Annotated in this window: 14 protein-coding genes and 1 tRNA gene; 9 read left to right on the forward strand and 6 right to left on the reverse strand. The window is 43.4% G+C overall.

Annotated elements, in window-relative coordinates; translation table 11 throughout:
* The first annotated feature begins 56 nt into the window (after positions 1–56).
* Positions 57–647 (forward strand): cysteine hydrolase family protein, encoded by a 591-nt coding sequence (locus ACNURT_RS09300; RefSeq protein WP_419701494.1) that lies wholly within the window; start codon positions 57–59, stop codon positions 645–647.
* Between the two features lie 218 nt (positions 648–865).
* On the opposite strand, the gene ACNURT_RS09305 is transcribed toward ACNURT_RS09300, so the two are convergent.
* Positions 866–1,885, reverse strand: a complete 1,020-nt coding sequence (locus ACNURT_RS09305; RefSeq protein ID WP_419701495.1) for an LLM class flavin-dependent oxidoreductase — start codon at positions 1,883–1,885, stop codon at positions 866–868.
* A gap of 472 nt (positions 1,886–2,357) precedes the next feature.
* Here ACNURT_RS09305 and ACNURT_RS09310 point away from each other — a divergent pair, with 472 nt between their 5' ends.
* From ACNURT_RS09310 to ACNURT_RS09335, 6 genes are all read left to right on the forward strand, one after another.
* On the forward strand, positions 2,358–2,735 hold the full coding sequence (locus ACNURT_RS09310; protein ID WP_419701496.1) for a hypothetical protein: 378 nt from the start codon (positions 2,358–2,360) through the stop codon (positions 2,733–2,735).
* A 441-nt stretch (positions 2,736–3,176) separates the two neighbouring features.
* Positions 3,177–5,399, forward strand: a complete 2,223-nt coding sequence (gene purL, locus ACNURT_RS09315) for a phosphoribosylformylglycinamidine synthase subunit PurL (RefSeq protein WP_419701497.1) — start codon at positions 3,177–3,179, stop codon at positions 5,397–5,399.
* Positions 5,399–5,788: a VOC family protein gene (locus tag ACNURT_RS09320; protein WP_419701498.1), complete on the forward strand. Its 390-nt coding sequence runs from the start codon at positions 5,399–5,401 to the stop codon at positions 5,786–5,788. The genes purL and ACNURT_RS09320 overlap by 1 nt, the downstream gene beginning before the upstream one ends.
* A 56-nt stretch (positions 5,789–5,844) precedes the next feature.
* Positions 5,845–6,504: a tRNA1(Val) (adenine(37)-N6)-methyltransferase gene (locus ACNURT_RS09325; protein ID WP_419701499.1), complete on the forward strand. Its 660-nt coding sequence runs from the start codon at positions 5,845–5,847 to the stop codon at positions 6,502–6,504.
* Between the two features lie 144 nt (positions 6,505–6,648).
* Positions 6,649–7,377 carry a hypothetical protein gene (locus ACNURT_RS09330; RefSeq protein WP_419701500.1) on the forward strand — a complete coding sequence of 243 codons (729 nt, stop codon included), beginning with the start codon at positions 6,649–6,651 and terminating at the stop codon, positions 7,375–7,377.
* A gap of 321 nt (positions 7,378–7,698) precedes the next feature.
* Positions 7,699–8,196 (forward strand): metallophosphoesterase family protein, encoded by a 498-nt coding sequence (locus ACNURT_RS09335; RefSeq protein ID WP_419701501.1) that lies wholly within the window; start codon positions 7,699–7,701, stop codon positions 8,194–8,196.
* Between the two features lie 67 nt (positions 8,197–8,263).
* Here ACNURT_RS09335 and rnhA read toward each other — a convergent pair whose 3' ends face one another.
* The 3 genes from rnhA to ACNURT_RS09350 all read right to left on the reverse strand — a co-directional run bounded on the left by rnhA (position 8,264) and on the right by ACNURT_RS09350 (position 11,783).
* Positions 8,264–8,734 (reverse strand): ribonuclease HI, encoded by a 471-nt coding sequence (gene rnhA / locus ACNURT_RS09340; RefSeq protein WP_419701502.1) that lies wholly within the window; start codon positions 8,732–8,734, stop codon positions 8,264–8,266.
* Positions 8,735–8,846: 112 nt separating this feature from the next.
* Positions 8,847–9,599 carry a hypothetical protein gene (locus ACNURT_RS09345; RefSeq protein WP_419701503.1) on the reverse strand — a complete coding sequence of 251 codons (753 nt, stop codon included), beginning with the start codon at positions 9,597–9,599 and terminating at the stop codon, positions 8,847–8,849.
* A gap of 93 nt (positions 9,600–9,692) precedes the next feature.
* On the reverse strand, positions 9,693–11,783 hold the full coding sequence (locus ACNURT_RS09350) for a heavy metal translocating P-type ATPase (protein WP_419701504.1): 2,091 nt from the start codon (positions 11,781–11,783) through the stop codon (positions 9,693–9,695).
* 116 nt (positions 11,784–11,899) lie between these two features.
* Here ACNURT_RS09350 and ACNURT_RS09355 point away from each other — a divergent pair.
* A tRNA-His gene (locus tag ACNURT_RS09355) sits at positions 11,900–11,973 on the forward strand.
* A gap of 64 nt (positions 11,974–12,037) precedes the next feature.
* Here ACNURT_RS09355 and ACNURT_RS09360 read toward each other — a convergent pair.
* The gene (locus tag ACNURT_RS09360) at positions 12,038–12,742 is read right to left on the reverse strand and encodes a LytR/AlgR family response regulator transcription factor (protein WP_419701505.1); all 705 of its coding nucleotides are present in this window, start codon (positions 12,740–12,742) and stop codon (positions 12,038–12,040) included.
* A complete protein-coding gene (locus tag ACNURT_RS09365; RefSeq protein WP_419701506.1) occupies positions 12,739–13,839 on the reverse strand; it encodes a sensor histidine kinase in 1,101 nt (366 codons plus the stop codon). Before ACNURT_RS09365 ends, ACNURT_RS09360 begins: the two co-directional genes overlap by 4 nt.
* A 200-nt stretch (positions 13,840–14,039) precedes the next feature.
* Here ACNURT_RS09365 and ACNURT_RS09370 point away from each other — a divergent pair, with 200 nt between their 5' ends.
* Positions 14,040–16,490, forward strand: a complete 2,451-nt coding sequence (locus ACNURT_RS09370) for an outer membrane beta-barrel protein (RefSeq protein WP_419701507.1) — start codon at positions 14,040–14,042, stop codon at positions 16,488–16,490.
* The last annotated feature ends 816 nt before the right edge of the window (positions 16,491–17,306 follow it).

Raw genomic sequence — 17,306 nt, forward strand, 5'->3', positions numbered from 1 at the left:
AACAAATAAAGCCTCACAGCAAAAACCGGGTGCCGGTAAAGCTGCAATTTTGAGGTATGAAAACATTAACAAATACCAACCCGGCGCTGATACTGATTGATATACAGCAGGGTTTTGACGATATTCCTTACTGGGGCGGCGAACGCAACAACCCGGATGCCGAAGCAAATGCCCGTAAACTGCTTGATCACTGGCGGGCAAACAACCTGCCGCTTTTTCACATTCAGCATTGCTCCACCAACCCCAACTCCCTGCTGGTAGAAGGTAACCCAGGCAATATCCATAAAGAAATTGTAAAACCTTTGCCCGGCGAGCCGGTGATCAAAAAATCGGTGAACAGCTCTTTTATCGGTACCGATCTGCAACAGCGACTGGATGCTGCCGGTATTGATACCCTGGTTATCGTGGGCCTCACCACCGAACATTGTGTATCAACCACCGCAAGAATGGCAGGCAATTTTGGGTACAACACCTTTGTAGTAGCCGATGCCACAGCTGCCTTTGCCAAAACAGGCATCAAGGGGGAACATTACGATGCGGAAACCATCCACTTAACTGCCCTGGCACAGATAAACGAGGAATTTGCCACTGTATTAAATACCGATGAGGTGATCAATGCTTTAAAAAAAAACGATGATTTTCTTTAGCAAGTTTGTCAGGAAACTTTTAGCACCCTATTTGCCGGTTGCGCAGGTGCTTGCGGTAATGAAGTAAGTTAGAGAGTCAAGAGGTTAGAATCAAGAATCAGGATAAAAGAATTAAAAAGGTGTCATTTCTTCTCGTTCGAAATGACACCTTTTTATTGAGCTTCTGCGCACGAGTCTTCGACAGGGCTCAGACTGACAGGCCTTTTATATCCTTTAGCTTATGATGCATTCACCAACGGCATCACTTTCTTTCCGATCAGTTCAATGGAACTCATTAACTGGGTATGGGTTAAACCTGCGTTATCCATCTGAAAAGTAAAACGATCCACACCGCCCAATGCTTCGCTATGGCGCAATAGTTTTTCGGCTACCTGTTCTGGCCCGCCTACTACCAATACACCTTTTGGTGCTACCAGACTGTCGAATTGTGCTTTGGTTACCGGCGGCCAGCCACGTTCCCGGCCTAATTTTGTCCAGAGTTCGGCATAGCCTGGATAATAATCGGCAACAGCCTGTTCATTGGTCGTGGCAACATAGCCCGGCGAATGCAGCCCAACTTTTAACTGATCGGGTGTAAAACCTGCTCTTTTTCCGGCTTCGCGATACAGATCTATCAGTGGTCGGAAGCGATGTGTTTCGCCGCCTATCACGGCTACCATTAAGGGTAAGCCCAATGTTCCGGCACGGGCGAATGATTCAGGCGTGCCGCCAACACCCAGCCAAATGGGCAGTTTTTGCTGTAAGGCCCTTGGGTATACAGGCCTGTTATTTAAAGGCGCGCGGAATTTACCAGACCAGGTTACAAATTCATTATCGCGTACTTTGAGCAATAAGTCCAGCTTTTCTTTGAACAGCGCGTCGTAATCGTCCAGGTTAAAACCAAACAGGGGATAGGCTTCAATAGATGATCCCCGGCCAACAACCATTTCGGCGCGACCTTTAGATATGAGGTCTAAGGTGGCAAAACTCTGGTATACACGTACCGGATCGGCAGCGCTGAGTACCGTTACCGCGCTGGTTAATTTAATATTTTTGGTTCGTGCCGCGGCAGCAGCCAGGATCACAGCTGTTGCCGAATCCAGGAACTCCTTTTTATGGTGTTCACCGATACCGAAAACATCCAGCCCAACCTCATCGGCAAAGGCAATGCGGTCAAGCAATTGTTCCATGGCATCCACGCTGCTCAATTCCTTACTGCCGTACATCGCCGAGGCGAAACTATCTATTCCTATTTCCATCTTGTTATTTCCAAATAAATGTTTAAACATCTAATTCAAAGATCGGAACAAACTTTCGCCTAAACAAATATACACCGTCATAGATGTGTTATTTCCTATAGTGCGTTTTATTATCAAAATATAGATGTCAGGATGGCTTTAAAGTCGGGGATATGTGCGACTCCTTCCTTGGAGAAGAGGCAATGGCATTAAGTAAGGTACTCCGTAGGAGTAAAAGCTTTGTAGCAAACAAAAAACACGCATTAAGCATGCCGTAGGTATGCAACCTGAGTATAGTACCTACGGCACTGATTGGATAATCTGCATTTTTCTACAAAGCTTTGACCCCGATGGGGTTTGCAAAATTCCTTAATTTAATGACATTGGAGAAAGAAGGGGTTTCGACGGCTTAGGAGTCTAATACTGACTCATTCAGGCGGAGGACTCCTAAACTGATAGCGATTATGTGTATATTTAAATGAACCTTTTAGCCATGAAAACTCTTTATCTGATCCTGATCATATGTAGTTTAACCCTTGCCAAAGCAGCTGCCCAGGATGCAGTGGGGGCGAACAGCCAGGAGAAGAAAGTATTAAAACTGATCAATTCCTTACCTGAAATTATTTCATCAAACCAGCAGAGACCGAAGGAAAGACAAGTAAGTGCCTATGTAGAAAGTACACCAACGCCAACGCATAAATATTACGCCGTATTTGTATGTGATTCTTCCGCCAATAGGTTATTTACCTATTATAGGTTTAGGGTATATCTGCCTAACTATACTATTTACTATGATGATTTTGATACCGGGAAATTAGTGTCCTTAAAAAAATGGCAAAAGCATCCTTATGGGATTTACAGTAAATTATAATTAATAACAATCCGTCTTTAACCGCATAATAGGTGTTCGGAAAGCTTTTAAAAGTGGAGGAATGTGAGATCCTTCCTTTGGGGAATGGCGTAGGGAAGTGGCCTCTGCAGCTCACATACTTTTTAAAGTTTTAAAACCCATCAAAAATTTGTTAAAAAGTGTTAAAATTGATGGTTTTGATCAAGTTTTGAGCGTTTTTTAACTCGTTTTTTACCCAATTTTGAATAGAAAAGTGTTAAAATTCAAGATTTAAGAAGTTCTTATTGGGTGAATTATATAAGCTGAATTTTTAGGCGATGAAAGTTAGTGAAGCATTCCGGCACTGGGACACGCAACCCGTAACCCGAACCCAATACAAGTCAAAACCTTTCGCCTTTTACCTTTCAGCTTTCAGCCTTTTTTCCTACTTTTGCGCATCCTTTCAAATAAAACAATAGTACATTGGAGCACCAGGAATTAACCACCGTTGAAACCGCCAAAGATTTAGGCTTATTACCCGAAGAATTTGAACGTATAAAAGAAATATTGGGCCGCGTACCCAATTTTACCGAGCTCTCTATATTCTCGGTCATGTGGAGCGAGCACTGTTCCTATAAAAATTCCATCACCTGGTTAAAAACTTTGCCAAAGGATAGTCCGCGGATGCTGGCTAAGGCGGGTGAAGAAAATGCCGGTCTGGTTGACCTGGGCGATGGCATCGGCTGCGCTTTCAAGATCGAGTCGCACAACCACCCATCGGCGTTAGAACCTTACCAGGGCGCTGCAACCGGTGTAGGTGGTATTAACCGTGATATTTTCACCATGGGTGCACGTCCTATCGCGCAACTCAATTCTTTGCGTTTCGGCGATCTGAGCCTGGATAAAACCAAATGGCTGGTAAAAGGTGTGGTAAAAGGTATCAGTCACTACGGTAATGCCTTTGGCATTCCAACTGTAGGCGGCGAGCTGTTTTTTGACGATTGTTATAATGTAAACCCGCTGGTCAACGCCATGTCGGCAGGTATTGTAAAAGCGGGCGAAACCGTTTCGGCAACCTCCTATGGCGTAGGTAACCCGGTATATATAGTAGGTTCTGCAACCGGTAAAGACGGTATCCACGGCGCGGCTTTCGCATCCAAAGATATCACTGCCGATTCTGTGAACGATCTTCCTGCTGTTCAGGTAGGCGACCCTTTCCAGGAAAAACTGTTGCTGGAAGCTACCTTAGAAGTAATTAAAACCGGCGCCGTGGTAGGTATGCAGGATATGGGCGCTGCCGGTATCATCTGCTCCAACTCCGAAATGAGCGCTAAAGGCGAGCATGGTATGCGTATCCACCTGGATAAAGTGCCGACCCGCCAGGATCATATGAAACCTTACGAAATTTTGCTGTCTGAATCACAGGAGCGTATGCTGATTGTGGTTCATAAAGGTCGCGAAAAAGACGTAGAGGCAGTTTTTGACAAATGGGATCTTAACTGCGCTGTTATTGGTGAGGTGACCGATACCAAACGCCTGGAATATTTTGTGAACGGCGAATTGGTTGCCGATGTACCTGCAGATGACCTTGTTTTAGGCGGCGGCGCACCGGTTTACCAGCGCGAATACCGCGAGCCTGCTTACTTTGCCGAAAATCAAAAGTTCAACATCGATGATGTAAAAGAGCCTGAAAACCTTGTTGAAGTGGCCGAGCATCTGGCTGCACACCCTAACCTGGCTTCTAAACGTTGGGTAACCGACCAATACGATAGCATGGTAGGTGTACAAACCATGACCGCCAACCTGGCCTGCGATGCAGCTGTTGTGGCGGTTAAGAATACAGATAAAGCTATTGTATTAACAACAGATTGCAATTCGCGCTACGTATATGCCGATCCTTATAAAGGTACCGCAATAGCTGTTGCCGAAGCTGCACGTAATATTACCTGTGCCGGCGGCGAGCCAGTGGCTATCACCAACTGCTTAAATTTTGGTAACCCTTATAATCCAGAGGTTTACTGGCAGTTTGTAAGCGCTATAAAGGGTATGGGCGACGCCTGCCGCAAGTTTGAAACCCCGGTTACGGGTGGTAATGTGAGCTTTTACAACCAATCGGCAGATGGTGGTTCGGTATTCCCGACGCCGACTATCGGTATGCTGGGCGTAATGGACGATGTAGAAAACATCATGACCGCTGATTTTAAACAACCCGGCGACCTGATCTACCTGATTGGTGAATCGGTTAATGATATCGCTTCGTCACAGTACCTGGCTTCATGGCACAAAATACTAAAAGCACCTGCTCCGCATTTTGATATCGACCAGGAATACGAGGTACAGCAAGCTATCAAAGGCCTGATCAAACACCGGGTGATCGAGTCGGCACATGATGTGGCCGATGGCGGTTTATATATCGCGCTGCTGGAGTCATCTATGCCGAATGGACTTGGTTTTGACATTGAAACAGATGACGATATCCGTAAAGATGCCTTCCTTTTTGGTGAAGCGCAAGGCAGGGTAGTGGTAACCGTGGCTCCAGAAGAGCAGGAGCGCTTTATTGAATTTATGGCTACCAGCGATGTTGAATTCAGCTTACTGGGTACCGTAAATAATGGTTTCCTGAATGTTGACGAAGTGCCATTTGGCCACGTTACCGACTTGAAAATGGTTCATAGCAACGTATTACACTCTATTTTAGGCGAATAATGCTGAAGCTGAACCGGGTACATCATATCGCTATTATTTGTTCCGATTACCAAAAGTCGAAGCATTTTTATAGCGAGATACTGGGTTTCAAAATATTATTGGAAGTATACCGCGAAGAGCGGCAATCCTATAAACTCGATCTGGAAGTGGGTAACCAGTACCAGATCGAGCTTTTCTCTTTCCCGGAGCCGCCTACCCGTTTATCCCGGCCCGAAGCTGCCGGTTTACGCCATCTGGCTTTTGAGGTTGACGATATTGATGAGGCGGTCTATAGTTTGCAAGCTAATAGCGTAATTACAGAACCTATCCGCATTGATGAATTTACCGGCAAACGCTTTACCTTTTTTGCAGATCCGGATGGTTTACCGCTGGAGCTTTACGAAAAGTAGTCATGGCGAATATGTTTCGCTTTAAACAATTCAGCGTCGACCAAACCGGTTGTGCCATGAAAATCAATACCGATGGTGTTTTGCTGGGTGCTTTGGCCGATGCTGATAAACCATTATCCATATTAGACATAGGCACCGGTACCGGCGTAATTGCCCTCATGCTGGCCCAGCGCTTTACAGATGCCCAGATTGACGCGGCGGAGATTGATGAAAGCGCGGCTAAAACTGCCGGGAGCAATTTTAAGAATTCGCCTTTTGCTGATCGACTTACGCTGTTTCCGGTTGGGTTTGAGGATTTTTTCGCCGGCCATCCCGATAAAAAATATGACCGGATCGTATCCAATCCGCCCTTCTACATTAATTCCCTGCAATCGCCGGGCGTGAAGAAGAACTTGGCTAAACATGCCGGGGAAGGATTTTTTGAAGAATTGATAAAAACGGTTTCCAATCATTTAACAGAGAATGGAACTTGCTGGTTGGTGTTACCAATTGATACCGCCGAGGTCGTGAAAGCTTTCGCTGTGCAGCATCAGCTTCATTTACAGAAAGTAATAAAGGTGTACTCTTTTAAGAATGATGAACCACATCGGGAAATATTGGCACTGGGTTTTTATGCCATCGAATCGGACGAAGAGAGATTGGTTATCTATGATGAACCTAAAGTTTACAGCAGGCAGTACCAGGAAGTATTAAAGGGCTTTTTGACGATATTTTAATCTCAGTAGTTTGTCATCCTGACAAGATTTATACTGATTCCTAAGACTCTAATATCAGTAGGCCATTTGTTGGCGCTCGATATGAGATTGTATGATTCTGAACGTAAGAGAATTAGTCCCGACTTATTAAGTTATATTTAGACCATGAAAATAGCATTTGTCTTTTTATTATGCCTTCTTTCGTTGAATTGTTATGCAACATGCATAATTATTGCAATAACGAAAGATGGTATTTATGTTGCGGCAGATGGTAGAAGAAACCTTCATCAATATAATTCTCAAGGAATATTGACCACTCTTCCTCAGACTGTATGCAAAATACACAACGTTGGCAAAGATTATTTTGTTGTGGCAGGAGTAGATGATTCACAACTTGCCAGAGAAATAACTCATGAGCTAGATACAAAGCGGAGTTGGGATGACATAACGAATTCGTTCCAATTACAAATGAAGTTACATTATAACAAGTTGTTTATTGATGACCGTAAAGATTTCAAAAAAATCCTACTTGAAAGTAAGGGTAAGTTAGCTGAAGTTGCTTTTTTTTGCTATTTCGGTAATCAACCGTCAGTTAGGAAGATTACTATTTCTGGCAAATTAAACTCTATAGGGCAACTGATTATTTCCAGTAAATTGGTTGAGCCTAAAGGTCAAATAATCTTAATCGGTATATACGGTAATCTTCTTTTTAAAACCCCACCGAGTTATTTTGCTCACGTTAATCAGAATGACATACCCGCATTAATAGAGGCCATGGTAAACTATGAAGCTAAATTTCACCCTAATGATATAGCAGGGCCAGTAGATGTCCTGTTGTTGACACAGAATGGTTCTCACTGGATTAAGAAAAATAACAACATAGTATCATATTAATTTAACTATATTCAATCTTCAGTTAAATGTATCATCAGTTGCGTAATCCCCCTCCCGTCGCAAGTCTTGTTTTATCAGTTTTTTGCGCAATGGCCGACTTACGATATTTGACCAAAAACAAGCCCAAAGTCGGTTAACATAAAATAAGGCTTGTAAGCATTTAAACTATTGATTATCAATTAAATAAATCAATGTTAACCATGAAAAGTGTAAACCATGTAAACCCACTTTTTTAACTTTACTCAGGTGTTTTTGTGGGCAATGACAGATTTATTACCTCCCTATTCTTGACTCTTACCTCTTGTATCTATATTTGCTCCGATGACCCGCATAGGCTTAATATCCGACACCCACAGTTACCTTGACGACGCTGTTTTTAAGCATTTTGAAAATTGCGACGAGATCTGGCATGCCGGCGATTTCGGCACCCTGGAATTGGCCGATAAACTGGCCGCTTTTAAGCCATTAAAAGGCGTATACGGCAACATCGATGGTAAGGACGTACGATTGGTATACCCGGAAAATATGCGTTTTAACTGCGAAGGCGTTGATGTATGGATGACGCACATTGGAGGCTATCCAGGTAAATATAGTCCGGCGGTAAAAAAGGAGATTTACTTAAATCCGCCTAAGCTGTTTATCTCGGGGCATTCGCACATACTGAAAGTAATGCCCGATAAAACGATAGGCTGCCTGCATCTTAACCCTGGTGCGGCAGGGCAGCAGGGCTGGCATAAAGTACGCACCCTGATGCGGTTTAATATCGATGAAGATAAAATTCAGGATCTGCAGATTATAGAACTGGCGGGGAGGTTTTAATTATTGAGTTATTGATTTATTGAATTACTGAATAAGCCCAGCCAATTTAAAATTTAGCTTTTAGAATTTAGAGATTAACCCCCTTCGCATTCTCCACTTCAAAAACAGAATCTATCAACAGGGGTTTCTGCTTGCCGGCTGCTACAGCCAGTTCATCGCAACGCTCATTTTCGGGGTGACCGTTGTGGCCCCGTACCCAGGTGAATTTGATCTGGTGGTGTTTGCTGACATCGAGATAACGCAGCCACAGATCCTTGTTCTTTTTACCGGCGAAGCCTTTTTGCAGCCAGCCATTTACCCAGCGTTTCTCGATGGCATCGATCACATATTTAGAGTCGGAAAAGATCATGACCTGCTGATTGGGGGTCTTCAGCGCTTCCAACCCCTTTATTACAGCCAATAGTTCCATGCGGTTATTAGTGGTTTTGCGAAAGCCCTCGGAAAGCTCTTTATAATGTTTGCCCGAACGCAGAATTACCCCGTAACCTCCCGGACCCGGATTTCCGCTTGATGCACCGTCTGTGTAAATTTCGATCATAAGCCCCCTAACCCCCTAAAGGGGGAACAAAAGTAGCATAAGTTACATTAATTGCCGATAAGATTTTCAAAAATTCCCCCTTCAGGGAGGTAGGGGGATATATTTAATAGAACTAAATGGATTTTAATTGTGGTTTTACTTTGGCGTAGAAGTCCTTATAACTCTGATGTTGCCGGAAAGCAGAGTCGCCAGGAAAGCCACAGTTTTCCATACATATCCTCAGATAGTCAATAAAGGTTGTTTCGTTGGGCTCGTTTAAAAATAAACTGTCTATGCTCTCATTGCGAGTGATCTGCAAGGAATAAGCCGGACCTCCACTAATATTGTCTTTATGTAAGTAATCAGCTGCCAATTCTAAAGTAGGTACTTCATCTTCGTTATATTCAAGGGATTCCCTTATGTATTCTTTCCAGTCATCAGTAGTCACATAAACTACAAGATCATCGAGACTATCAATTTGTATCGGGTCTGCGCCTTCCCATAGCAAATCAGGTTGGCTTTCGTAATCCCATGCAAAGTTACATGTGCCCACAATTTTATAAAATAACTTTAACGAAAGTGGGATTTTTCCGAAATCGGCAACTGCATTTTCAAGATCTGAAATTAAATTATCAGAGTTGGGTAAAGGAGCTACTAACGGTTTGTCGGAATTATTTGTAAAAGTAGTTTTGAATACATAATTGATTTTATTCAATTCGTGATAAATTACCTGAAGATTAAAAGCTACTCTGTTAAAGGTCTCAATAAGTACTGCCTGTACATCATCAAAATGTTCAATGCCAAAGGCTTTTTTCCCTAAACCATAAATGTCATCATATACAGCAGTACTATCTTCGCCGCCTAAATAACGCTCAATAAATTTCATAATAGCCGAATATCAATATAGGGCTATATTAACGAAAAAAATGAAATCGTTACCGTCACATTTATCAAAAGCTCTCCCTTCGGGGGCTGGGGGTTAATCAACCTTTTTAATTTTCAACCTCAGTGAGTTCCCAATTACTATAACATCAGAAAAGGCCATAGTAAATGCGCCGATCATCGGGTTTAGAAAGCCTAAAGCAGCAAGGGGAATGGCGATGATATTGTAGGCAAATGCCCAGAACAGGTTTTGTTTAATGGTGAGCAGGGTATGCTTACTAATCTGTAAAAACTTAATAACCGAGTGCAGATCGGTATTCAACAGTACCACGCTGGCTGATTGTATGGCTACCTGGCTGGCATCGTTCATGGATACGCCTACATCGGCTTTGGTTAATGCGGGTGCATCATTTATACCGTCGCCTATCATGATAGTTTTACCCTTCTGCTTGTACCTATCAATTACGTTGAGCTTTTCGTCGGGCAGTTTTTCGGCATGTACCTCTTTAATACCAATGGTGGCTGCTACTTTTAAACACCGGTCTTTTTTATCGCCACTCAGCAATATAGGTTTAATGCCCATTTTTTTGAGTTGGGTTATTAAGGCAGCGGTTTCGGGTTTTATTTCATCGTCAATGGCTACTTGTGCCAGCAACTGCTGATTTTTATAGAGCGAGAGATTAAAATGATCGTCCTTATTTAGTTTAGCCGTACCGAGAAAATAGTTGTTGCCTTCCACGTCTTCTGCGCGCATACCCAGGCCTTTTTCTTCCTTGGCTACTTTAAGTATCACCTTTTGCCGGGGTAGATTTTTTAGTCCACTTACTAACGATCGGGCTATCGGATGATTTGAGCGCTCTTCAATGGCGATAATGATGCCGCGAATCAATTCTATATCGATGCCGGATTCAGCCTTGATCTCATTGATGTTGAATTTGCCGGTGGTTAAGGTGCCTGTTTTGTCGAATACTACATATTTGGTATGAGCTACGGCTTCAATGGTATCACCTCCTTTGATGAGGATGCCGTTCTTAGCCGCACGGCCCAGTCCTACCATCACAGCGGTAGGGGTAGCCAAACCCATGGCACAAGGGCACGATATCACCAGTACGGCAATAGCATTCAGCAAGGAGTGCTGTAAGCCTGCCTGGCCTACGTAAAAAGTAAGTGCAAAAGTAAGCAGAGAGATACCCAGCACTGTCGGTACAAATATAGAAGCAACCTTATCACCCAGTTTTTGAATAGGAGGCTTTGCAGCCTGGGCTTTCTTCATCAGTTCGATGATCTGCGATAGTATAGTATTGGAACCAACCTTGGTAGCCAGCATATGTACATTGCCGTTTACTAATATAGTGCCGCCTATCACTCTATCGTATTTTTTCTTTTCAACTGGTAAACTTTCGCCGGTAAGCATGGCCTCATCAACGGAGGCGCTGCCGGATAGAATCTCGCCATCAACGGGTATTTTATCGCCCTGGTTTACTAATAAGGTATCACCCGGACGTACTTCTTTGGCGCTGATCACTTCTACGCCGCCGTTAACAACACGGTTGGCGTTTACCTGCTGAAACCTGATCAGATCTTTTACTGCGGATGTAGTTTGGGTTACGGAACGTTTTTCGAACACATTGCCCAATAGTACCAGGGTTATAATAGTAGCACAGGTTTCGTAAAACTGATATTTGGGACCTAAGTGCTGCAGCGTACCTGTGAGGCTATATACAAATGCCGATGTTGAACCGATAAATATGAGCACATCCATATTGGGTACACCTCCTTTTACCGAACTCCAGGCACTTTTACTAAAATGCAGGCAGCCCACAATAAATACTGGCAAGCATAATAATAGTTGTACAATAGGTTGATGTAATACATGCCACAGCAACCACATGCCGAGCAAAAGAGGTACGGTAAACAGTGCACAAAAGATAAATTTGTTCTCTACTTTATCATAAAATGAAGGCTGATGTTGTGAAATATCGTCAATCACTCTAAAACCTAAGCTTTCTATTCCTTTTTTTATTTCGGGGAGTTTGGTTGTGTCGCTGGTTGAAAATTTTACCTCTTCGCTGGCAAAGTCGACCAGTATGTTGTGTAAGCCCCTTTTTTCAAGTAGTTTATGTACAGATAAAGCGCAATTATTACAATGCATCCCTGTCACATTCAATTCAATTAATTGCTCAGTCATAAATACAAATCTAATAATTAATTAAAATCGTTCTAAATTAAACAGGTAAGCCAAATGTAATTTTAAAAAGAGTTTGCAAATAGCCGTAAGATTTCTATTTTTGCACTCTCCAAACGGTAGATGTAGCTCAGTTGGTTAGAGCATCGGTTTGTGGTACCGAGGGTCGTGGGTTCGAGCCCCATCATTTACCCGGATGTAGCTGGCTATAAAGTAGCCAGCTACATTTTACATAACCCTTAAGTCATTCGCATCACTCAAAAATTTCCTAGTATTTTTAATACAACAGCTTTATAACTTTCGCCTATTGGTATTTCAGTCGTACCGATCATAATGTCATTCGCATTAAAAGCGGCAATATTTTTAAGGTTGACGATAAAAGAGCGATGTGTCCGCAAGAAGCCCTTGCCGGATAGTTCGGTTTCGATGTCGCTGATCTTGTACTTTGCAGTGATCTCCTTTTGCCGGGTATGCAACCTGATATAATCCTTTACGCTTTCAATGTACAATATATCAGCAAGTTCAATTTTTACCTGGTTATAACCCGATTTGATAAAAATAAAGCCAGTTTCCGTATTTGGAGGTACAGGGGTTGTATTTGGACTGCTACTGCGCAGATAACGCTCAATGGCCTTAAAGAACCGGTCAAAAGTTATGGGTTTTAACAGGTAATCTATGATGTCCAGGTCATAACCATCCAATGCAAATTCCCGGTAGGCGGTCGTAATAATGGTTTTTGGAGCATTCCTAAAGGTTTTTAAAAAATCGATTCCGGTAATGTCAGGCATTTGAATATCCAGGAAAAGCAGGTCAATCTCCTGCTGTCTTAAGGCATTCATAGCTTTCGTTGCGTCGGGACAGGTCGCCGATACTTCCAGGAAGTCCAGTTTGCCGATATGGTTTTCCAGCAAGCTGATAGCCAGCGGTTCATCATCTACCAGTAAGCAACGGATGTTTTTCATATTTGCCTTTGATTTGCCTTTAGCGCAATTTGTAAAAATACGGCAAATTGTTTTTCTGTTTGCTCAATTTCCAGCCGGTAGTTGCTCCCGTAAATTAACCCGAGCTGCTGCCGGAGATTATTCAGGCCGATCTTTTCCTGCTTTTCACCAGCCTCTTGCGGGCGGCGGGTAGCCGAATTGACCACCCGGAAATTCAAAAACAATTGATCCGCCGTCAGGTCAATCCTGATAAACGGATTGCCGGAATCCCTGGCGGCACCGTGCTTGAAAGCATTTTCCACGATGTTCAGCATGATCAGCGGCGCAATTTCGATGTTTTGGTCAGCTTCTACATTAAAAGTTACCTTCAGCCGTTCATCATACCTTAACTTTTCCAGTCCGATGTAATTATTCAATAACGCGATCTCCGAGCATAAGGGTACAAATTCTGTATTACAGCGGTACAGGATATGATCCAGTATTTCTGCCAGCCTTGCAATAGATGGCGAGGTCGCGGGCGATGCCGTTATGGACAGGGAATAAATATTATTAAGGGTGTTGAACAGGAAATGAGGGTTCAGTTGGGTCTTCAGCAATTTGAGTTCTGCCTCCGCCTTTTGCTTTTCCAGGGTCAATGTGCGTTTCTGGATGTCCAGTTGGTCTTTGAGCAGCTTGATGAACATGAAGACAAAAGCCAGGGAAAAAATATTGAAGAAGTACCTGTAAAATAGCTTGGAAAGGTCGGTCAGGATCTCCCGGTTGGTTTCAAAGGCTGCGGGTGGCATCCCGGCAAGCGGCTCTGCCACTCTTACCATTAAAAAACGGGCTAATACGCAGGTGAGATAACTGCCCGCAAAAAAACTGCCCAGGGCCAGCACGTATTTTTTACGGAAAAAAAATTGCGGAATAACCCAATAGGTCAAAAGATATGAGGCTACGATCTGCGGAACCAGGTACAAGGCATTACCTGTGAAAGCAAAGCCATAACTAAATTCTTTTCCGTCCTCATATTTGCTAAGGTTGACACTGATCAGCAGCACTGCAAGCCAGAACAACACATGGCTCAGCACCCGGTTCGTCTTTTGATAATAGAATATCTTTTCAAAAAAGCGCGTCATAAAACAATATTAACCATTTTAAATATCCTTTTCCGCAACTGTCGATGAACAGGCCAAACTGCCCCCTGAATATCGTTGAAGTCCCGCCCGGCAGGGTCTGACAGGCAGTTTAGCCTGTTTGCCGATGAGGCTAGCCTTTCCGGCGACGATCCAAATTTCGTGTCCGTTCCTGCCTGATTATTGGGTAAAACAAAGAAATCATGAGCAAATATATTACCCGTACAGGGATGATCATTGCGGGGCTGCTGCTTTCCGCCAGCCTGATAAAAGCCCAGGCTCCGGCGAACCGGGTGATCAAAGGCCGCATTGTAGACGAAAAGAAAGCCGCGCTGCCTTTTGCAACGCTCGTCTTAAAAAACGAGCAGGATACCACCCTGGTAAAAGCTGCCTTAAGTAGTGATAAAGGCTTCTTTTCTTTTAATAATATAAAGCCGGGGACTTACCGGATGGCAATCAGCATGGTCGGTTTCCAGACCCTGAACAAAGTGAATATCGTTGTGGATTCCGGCGGCAAGCCCGTTGACCTGGGGGCTTTGGTATTAACCGCGTCGGCAAAGATGCTGAACAGTGTCACCATCAGGGGAAAAACGCCGCTGGTGGAAAGGCTGATCGACAAAACGGTGGTCAATGTTAACCAGAACATCACCAATGCAGGTTTAAGCGTTTTAGAAGTGATAAAGAAATTGCCGGGCGTTCAAATCACCGATGACGGCCAGGTGTTTCTAAACGGGAAGGCTGGCATCAATGTGCTGGTAGACGGCAAGCCGACGTATTTGTCCGCGCAGGACCTGGCTTCGCTTTTGAGAGGGATGCCTTCCTCCAATGTTCAGAAAATAGAGATCATGACCAATCCTTCGGCCAAATATGATGCTTCCGGTAACGCCGGAATAATCAATATCGTCAAAAAGCGAAATCACCGGGAAGGTTTTACGGGCAGTGTAAATGGGAACCTCGCGCAAGGATACTATGGCAGTTATGACGGCGGGATCAACCTGGGTTACAAAACAGAAGCCTATAATCTCACCCTCTCCAACAGTTATACTTTTAACAAGGACTTTTTCAATCGCTCGGTGACAACCGATGCGCTTGGTAACAATAACGCGCTGTCGACCGAAAAAGCCTCCAATAATAATAATATCAGCAGCAACCGGACTTATTCGCCATCGCTGGGACTTGACCTGTATTTATCCAGGCAAACCACTTTGTCCCTTACGGGTAATGCGAGTGTCCAGTCAGGCAGCGACCTGACCATTTCGAATATGAACATTCTCAATGGGAACCGCGCGCTGACGAATACAGAGCAATTCTCGGCCCTAAATAAAGATAAGCCCTTTAATTATACGACCGGCTTGTCGCTGGTTCATAAGCTAGATACGCTTGGAAGGGAGTTTTCGATTGACCTGGATTATTCCAATTACCGGAATAACCCGCGACAATTCAATTATACCATGCTAAATGATGCCTCCGGGAGTTTTTTGAGCCAATCAAACGTATTCCTTGATCAAAGCAGGCGACTGCATATTTATGCAATTAAAGCCGATTATACGCAGCCTTTAAGCGGCAAAGGCCGCCTGGAAGCAGGGTTAAAGTCCAGTTACGTCAAAGCCAATAATAACAATACTTATTATAAGCAGTTAAATGGCCAGAACCTCGTTGATTCCACGCAAAGCGATTATTCCATCAATTCCGAAAATATCAATGCCGCATATATTAATGTCACCAAACCTTATAAAAAGTTGACGGTAGAGGCTGGCCTGCGTGCCGAGCAAACCGTTACCAAAGGACAACAAAAGCTGACGGGGCAATCGGTCGATCAGAATTTCCTGTCATTATTTCCGACCACCTTTTTTGATTACAAACTGAACGATAACTATGGGTTTACGTTTCGTTTCGGCAGAAGAATAGAACGGGCCAATTACCATGAACTGGTTCCGTTCCGCCGCCCGCTGACACCCACGCTTTATTTTGAAGGCAACCCCAATTTAAAACCTCAACTTACCTGGCATTCTGAATTAACCTGGTCATGGCACCAGGAACTATCCGTTACCTTCGGCTATGACATCGATCGTAATTATGTAAAGACCCTGCCCTATCTCGACAGCAATAAAGTGACCGTTACCAGGATACCCACCAATATCCAGCACTCCGGTTCCTGGAACATCGACTTTAACTATTCAAAAAAACTGGTCAAATGGTGGTCTACTGACAATATCGTTTCGTTCTATCGGAATCATTTCAGCGGGCAGGCGGGAAACTTCAGCCTGAACAACCCGGGGATCGTTTCCGTTTATTTCACATCCAACAATAGTTTCCCTTTAACGGATAATTTATCTGCCGAAGCCGATTTTGAATATGATTCGAGGCGTCAACTGATCACTTCCTCTTTTGGTGCTTACTCTGTGGCAAGTGTCGGCGTCAGGCAGCAACTGTTTGGTGGACGGGGTTCCATCTCTCTTAACGCCCGCAACATCTTCCAAAGTGAAAATCACAATGTGATTGACCGGTATGAGAGCTTATACCAGTATTCCTATTTCAACTTTTATACACGCGCTGTCAGGTTGAATTTCAGCTACCGCTTCGGGAGCGGAAAGACGGCTAAATCGCGCACTGAATCAGGCTCAGCGGATGAACAAAAGCGGGCAGGCAGTTGAAACATACAATATCTTACTTTTATTTTAATAGCATACCAATACAAGTAGAATGGAAATTACACGAAGATTATAACTTTGGAAAAGCCGCGAACACCAGCTACACCATTTTCAAGCCTGAAAAAATTGTTACCTTTTAGCAAGTTGGTCAAAGTGCATTGGTCATTTATGATTTATGGAATAAAAATAACGCTGATCGGGGGTAAACGTGTATTTATAAACCGTTACGAAATACCTATGGCAAAAATAGAGGATTAATTTTTTAAACCGACTGAGGATAACCAAATAAGTCAACAAAGAGCTAGCATTGGTATTTGAATAAATATTTTGTAATCGGTTCGAGTTTGCCCCATGACTGTACTCATATTCGAGCAATTTTTTGTAAATCAGCTATAAACTGGTTCGAAATTTGACCCATGATCGACCCATTTCTAAAAAGCCTTTTTACAGCAGTAAAAGGGCTTTTTTTATGCCATTAAGGCAGTTTTTCGATAAAAAATGAAGTTCGTCGGTTGAAAACTGATGCGTTGTGTTTAACACGAAAAACTGCCCAACTTGACGAAAATGTTTTCCAAATGTTTTACAACGGATTTCGTCAGGATGGCTACAATCAAGGAAGTGGTTCTCAAACACCACAAAAAAGAAGACGGTACTTACAACATTAAGTTTCGATTGACTCACAATCGAAAGGTTACTTACATTAACACAAACCATTTCGCCGGTGAAAAGCAACTTAAAAAAGATTTTACTGTAAAAGACAGGTTTTTGCTCTCAGTGATTTCAACCGAAATCGCAAAATACCGAATGAGGTTGCTGGAG

The sequence above is a fragment of the Mucilaginibacter sp. NFX135 genome, assembly GCF_048565145.1.
Taxonomy (GTDB): domain Bacteria; phylum Bacteroidota; class Bacteroidia; order Sphingobacteriales; family Sphingobacteriaceae; genus Mucilaginibacter.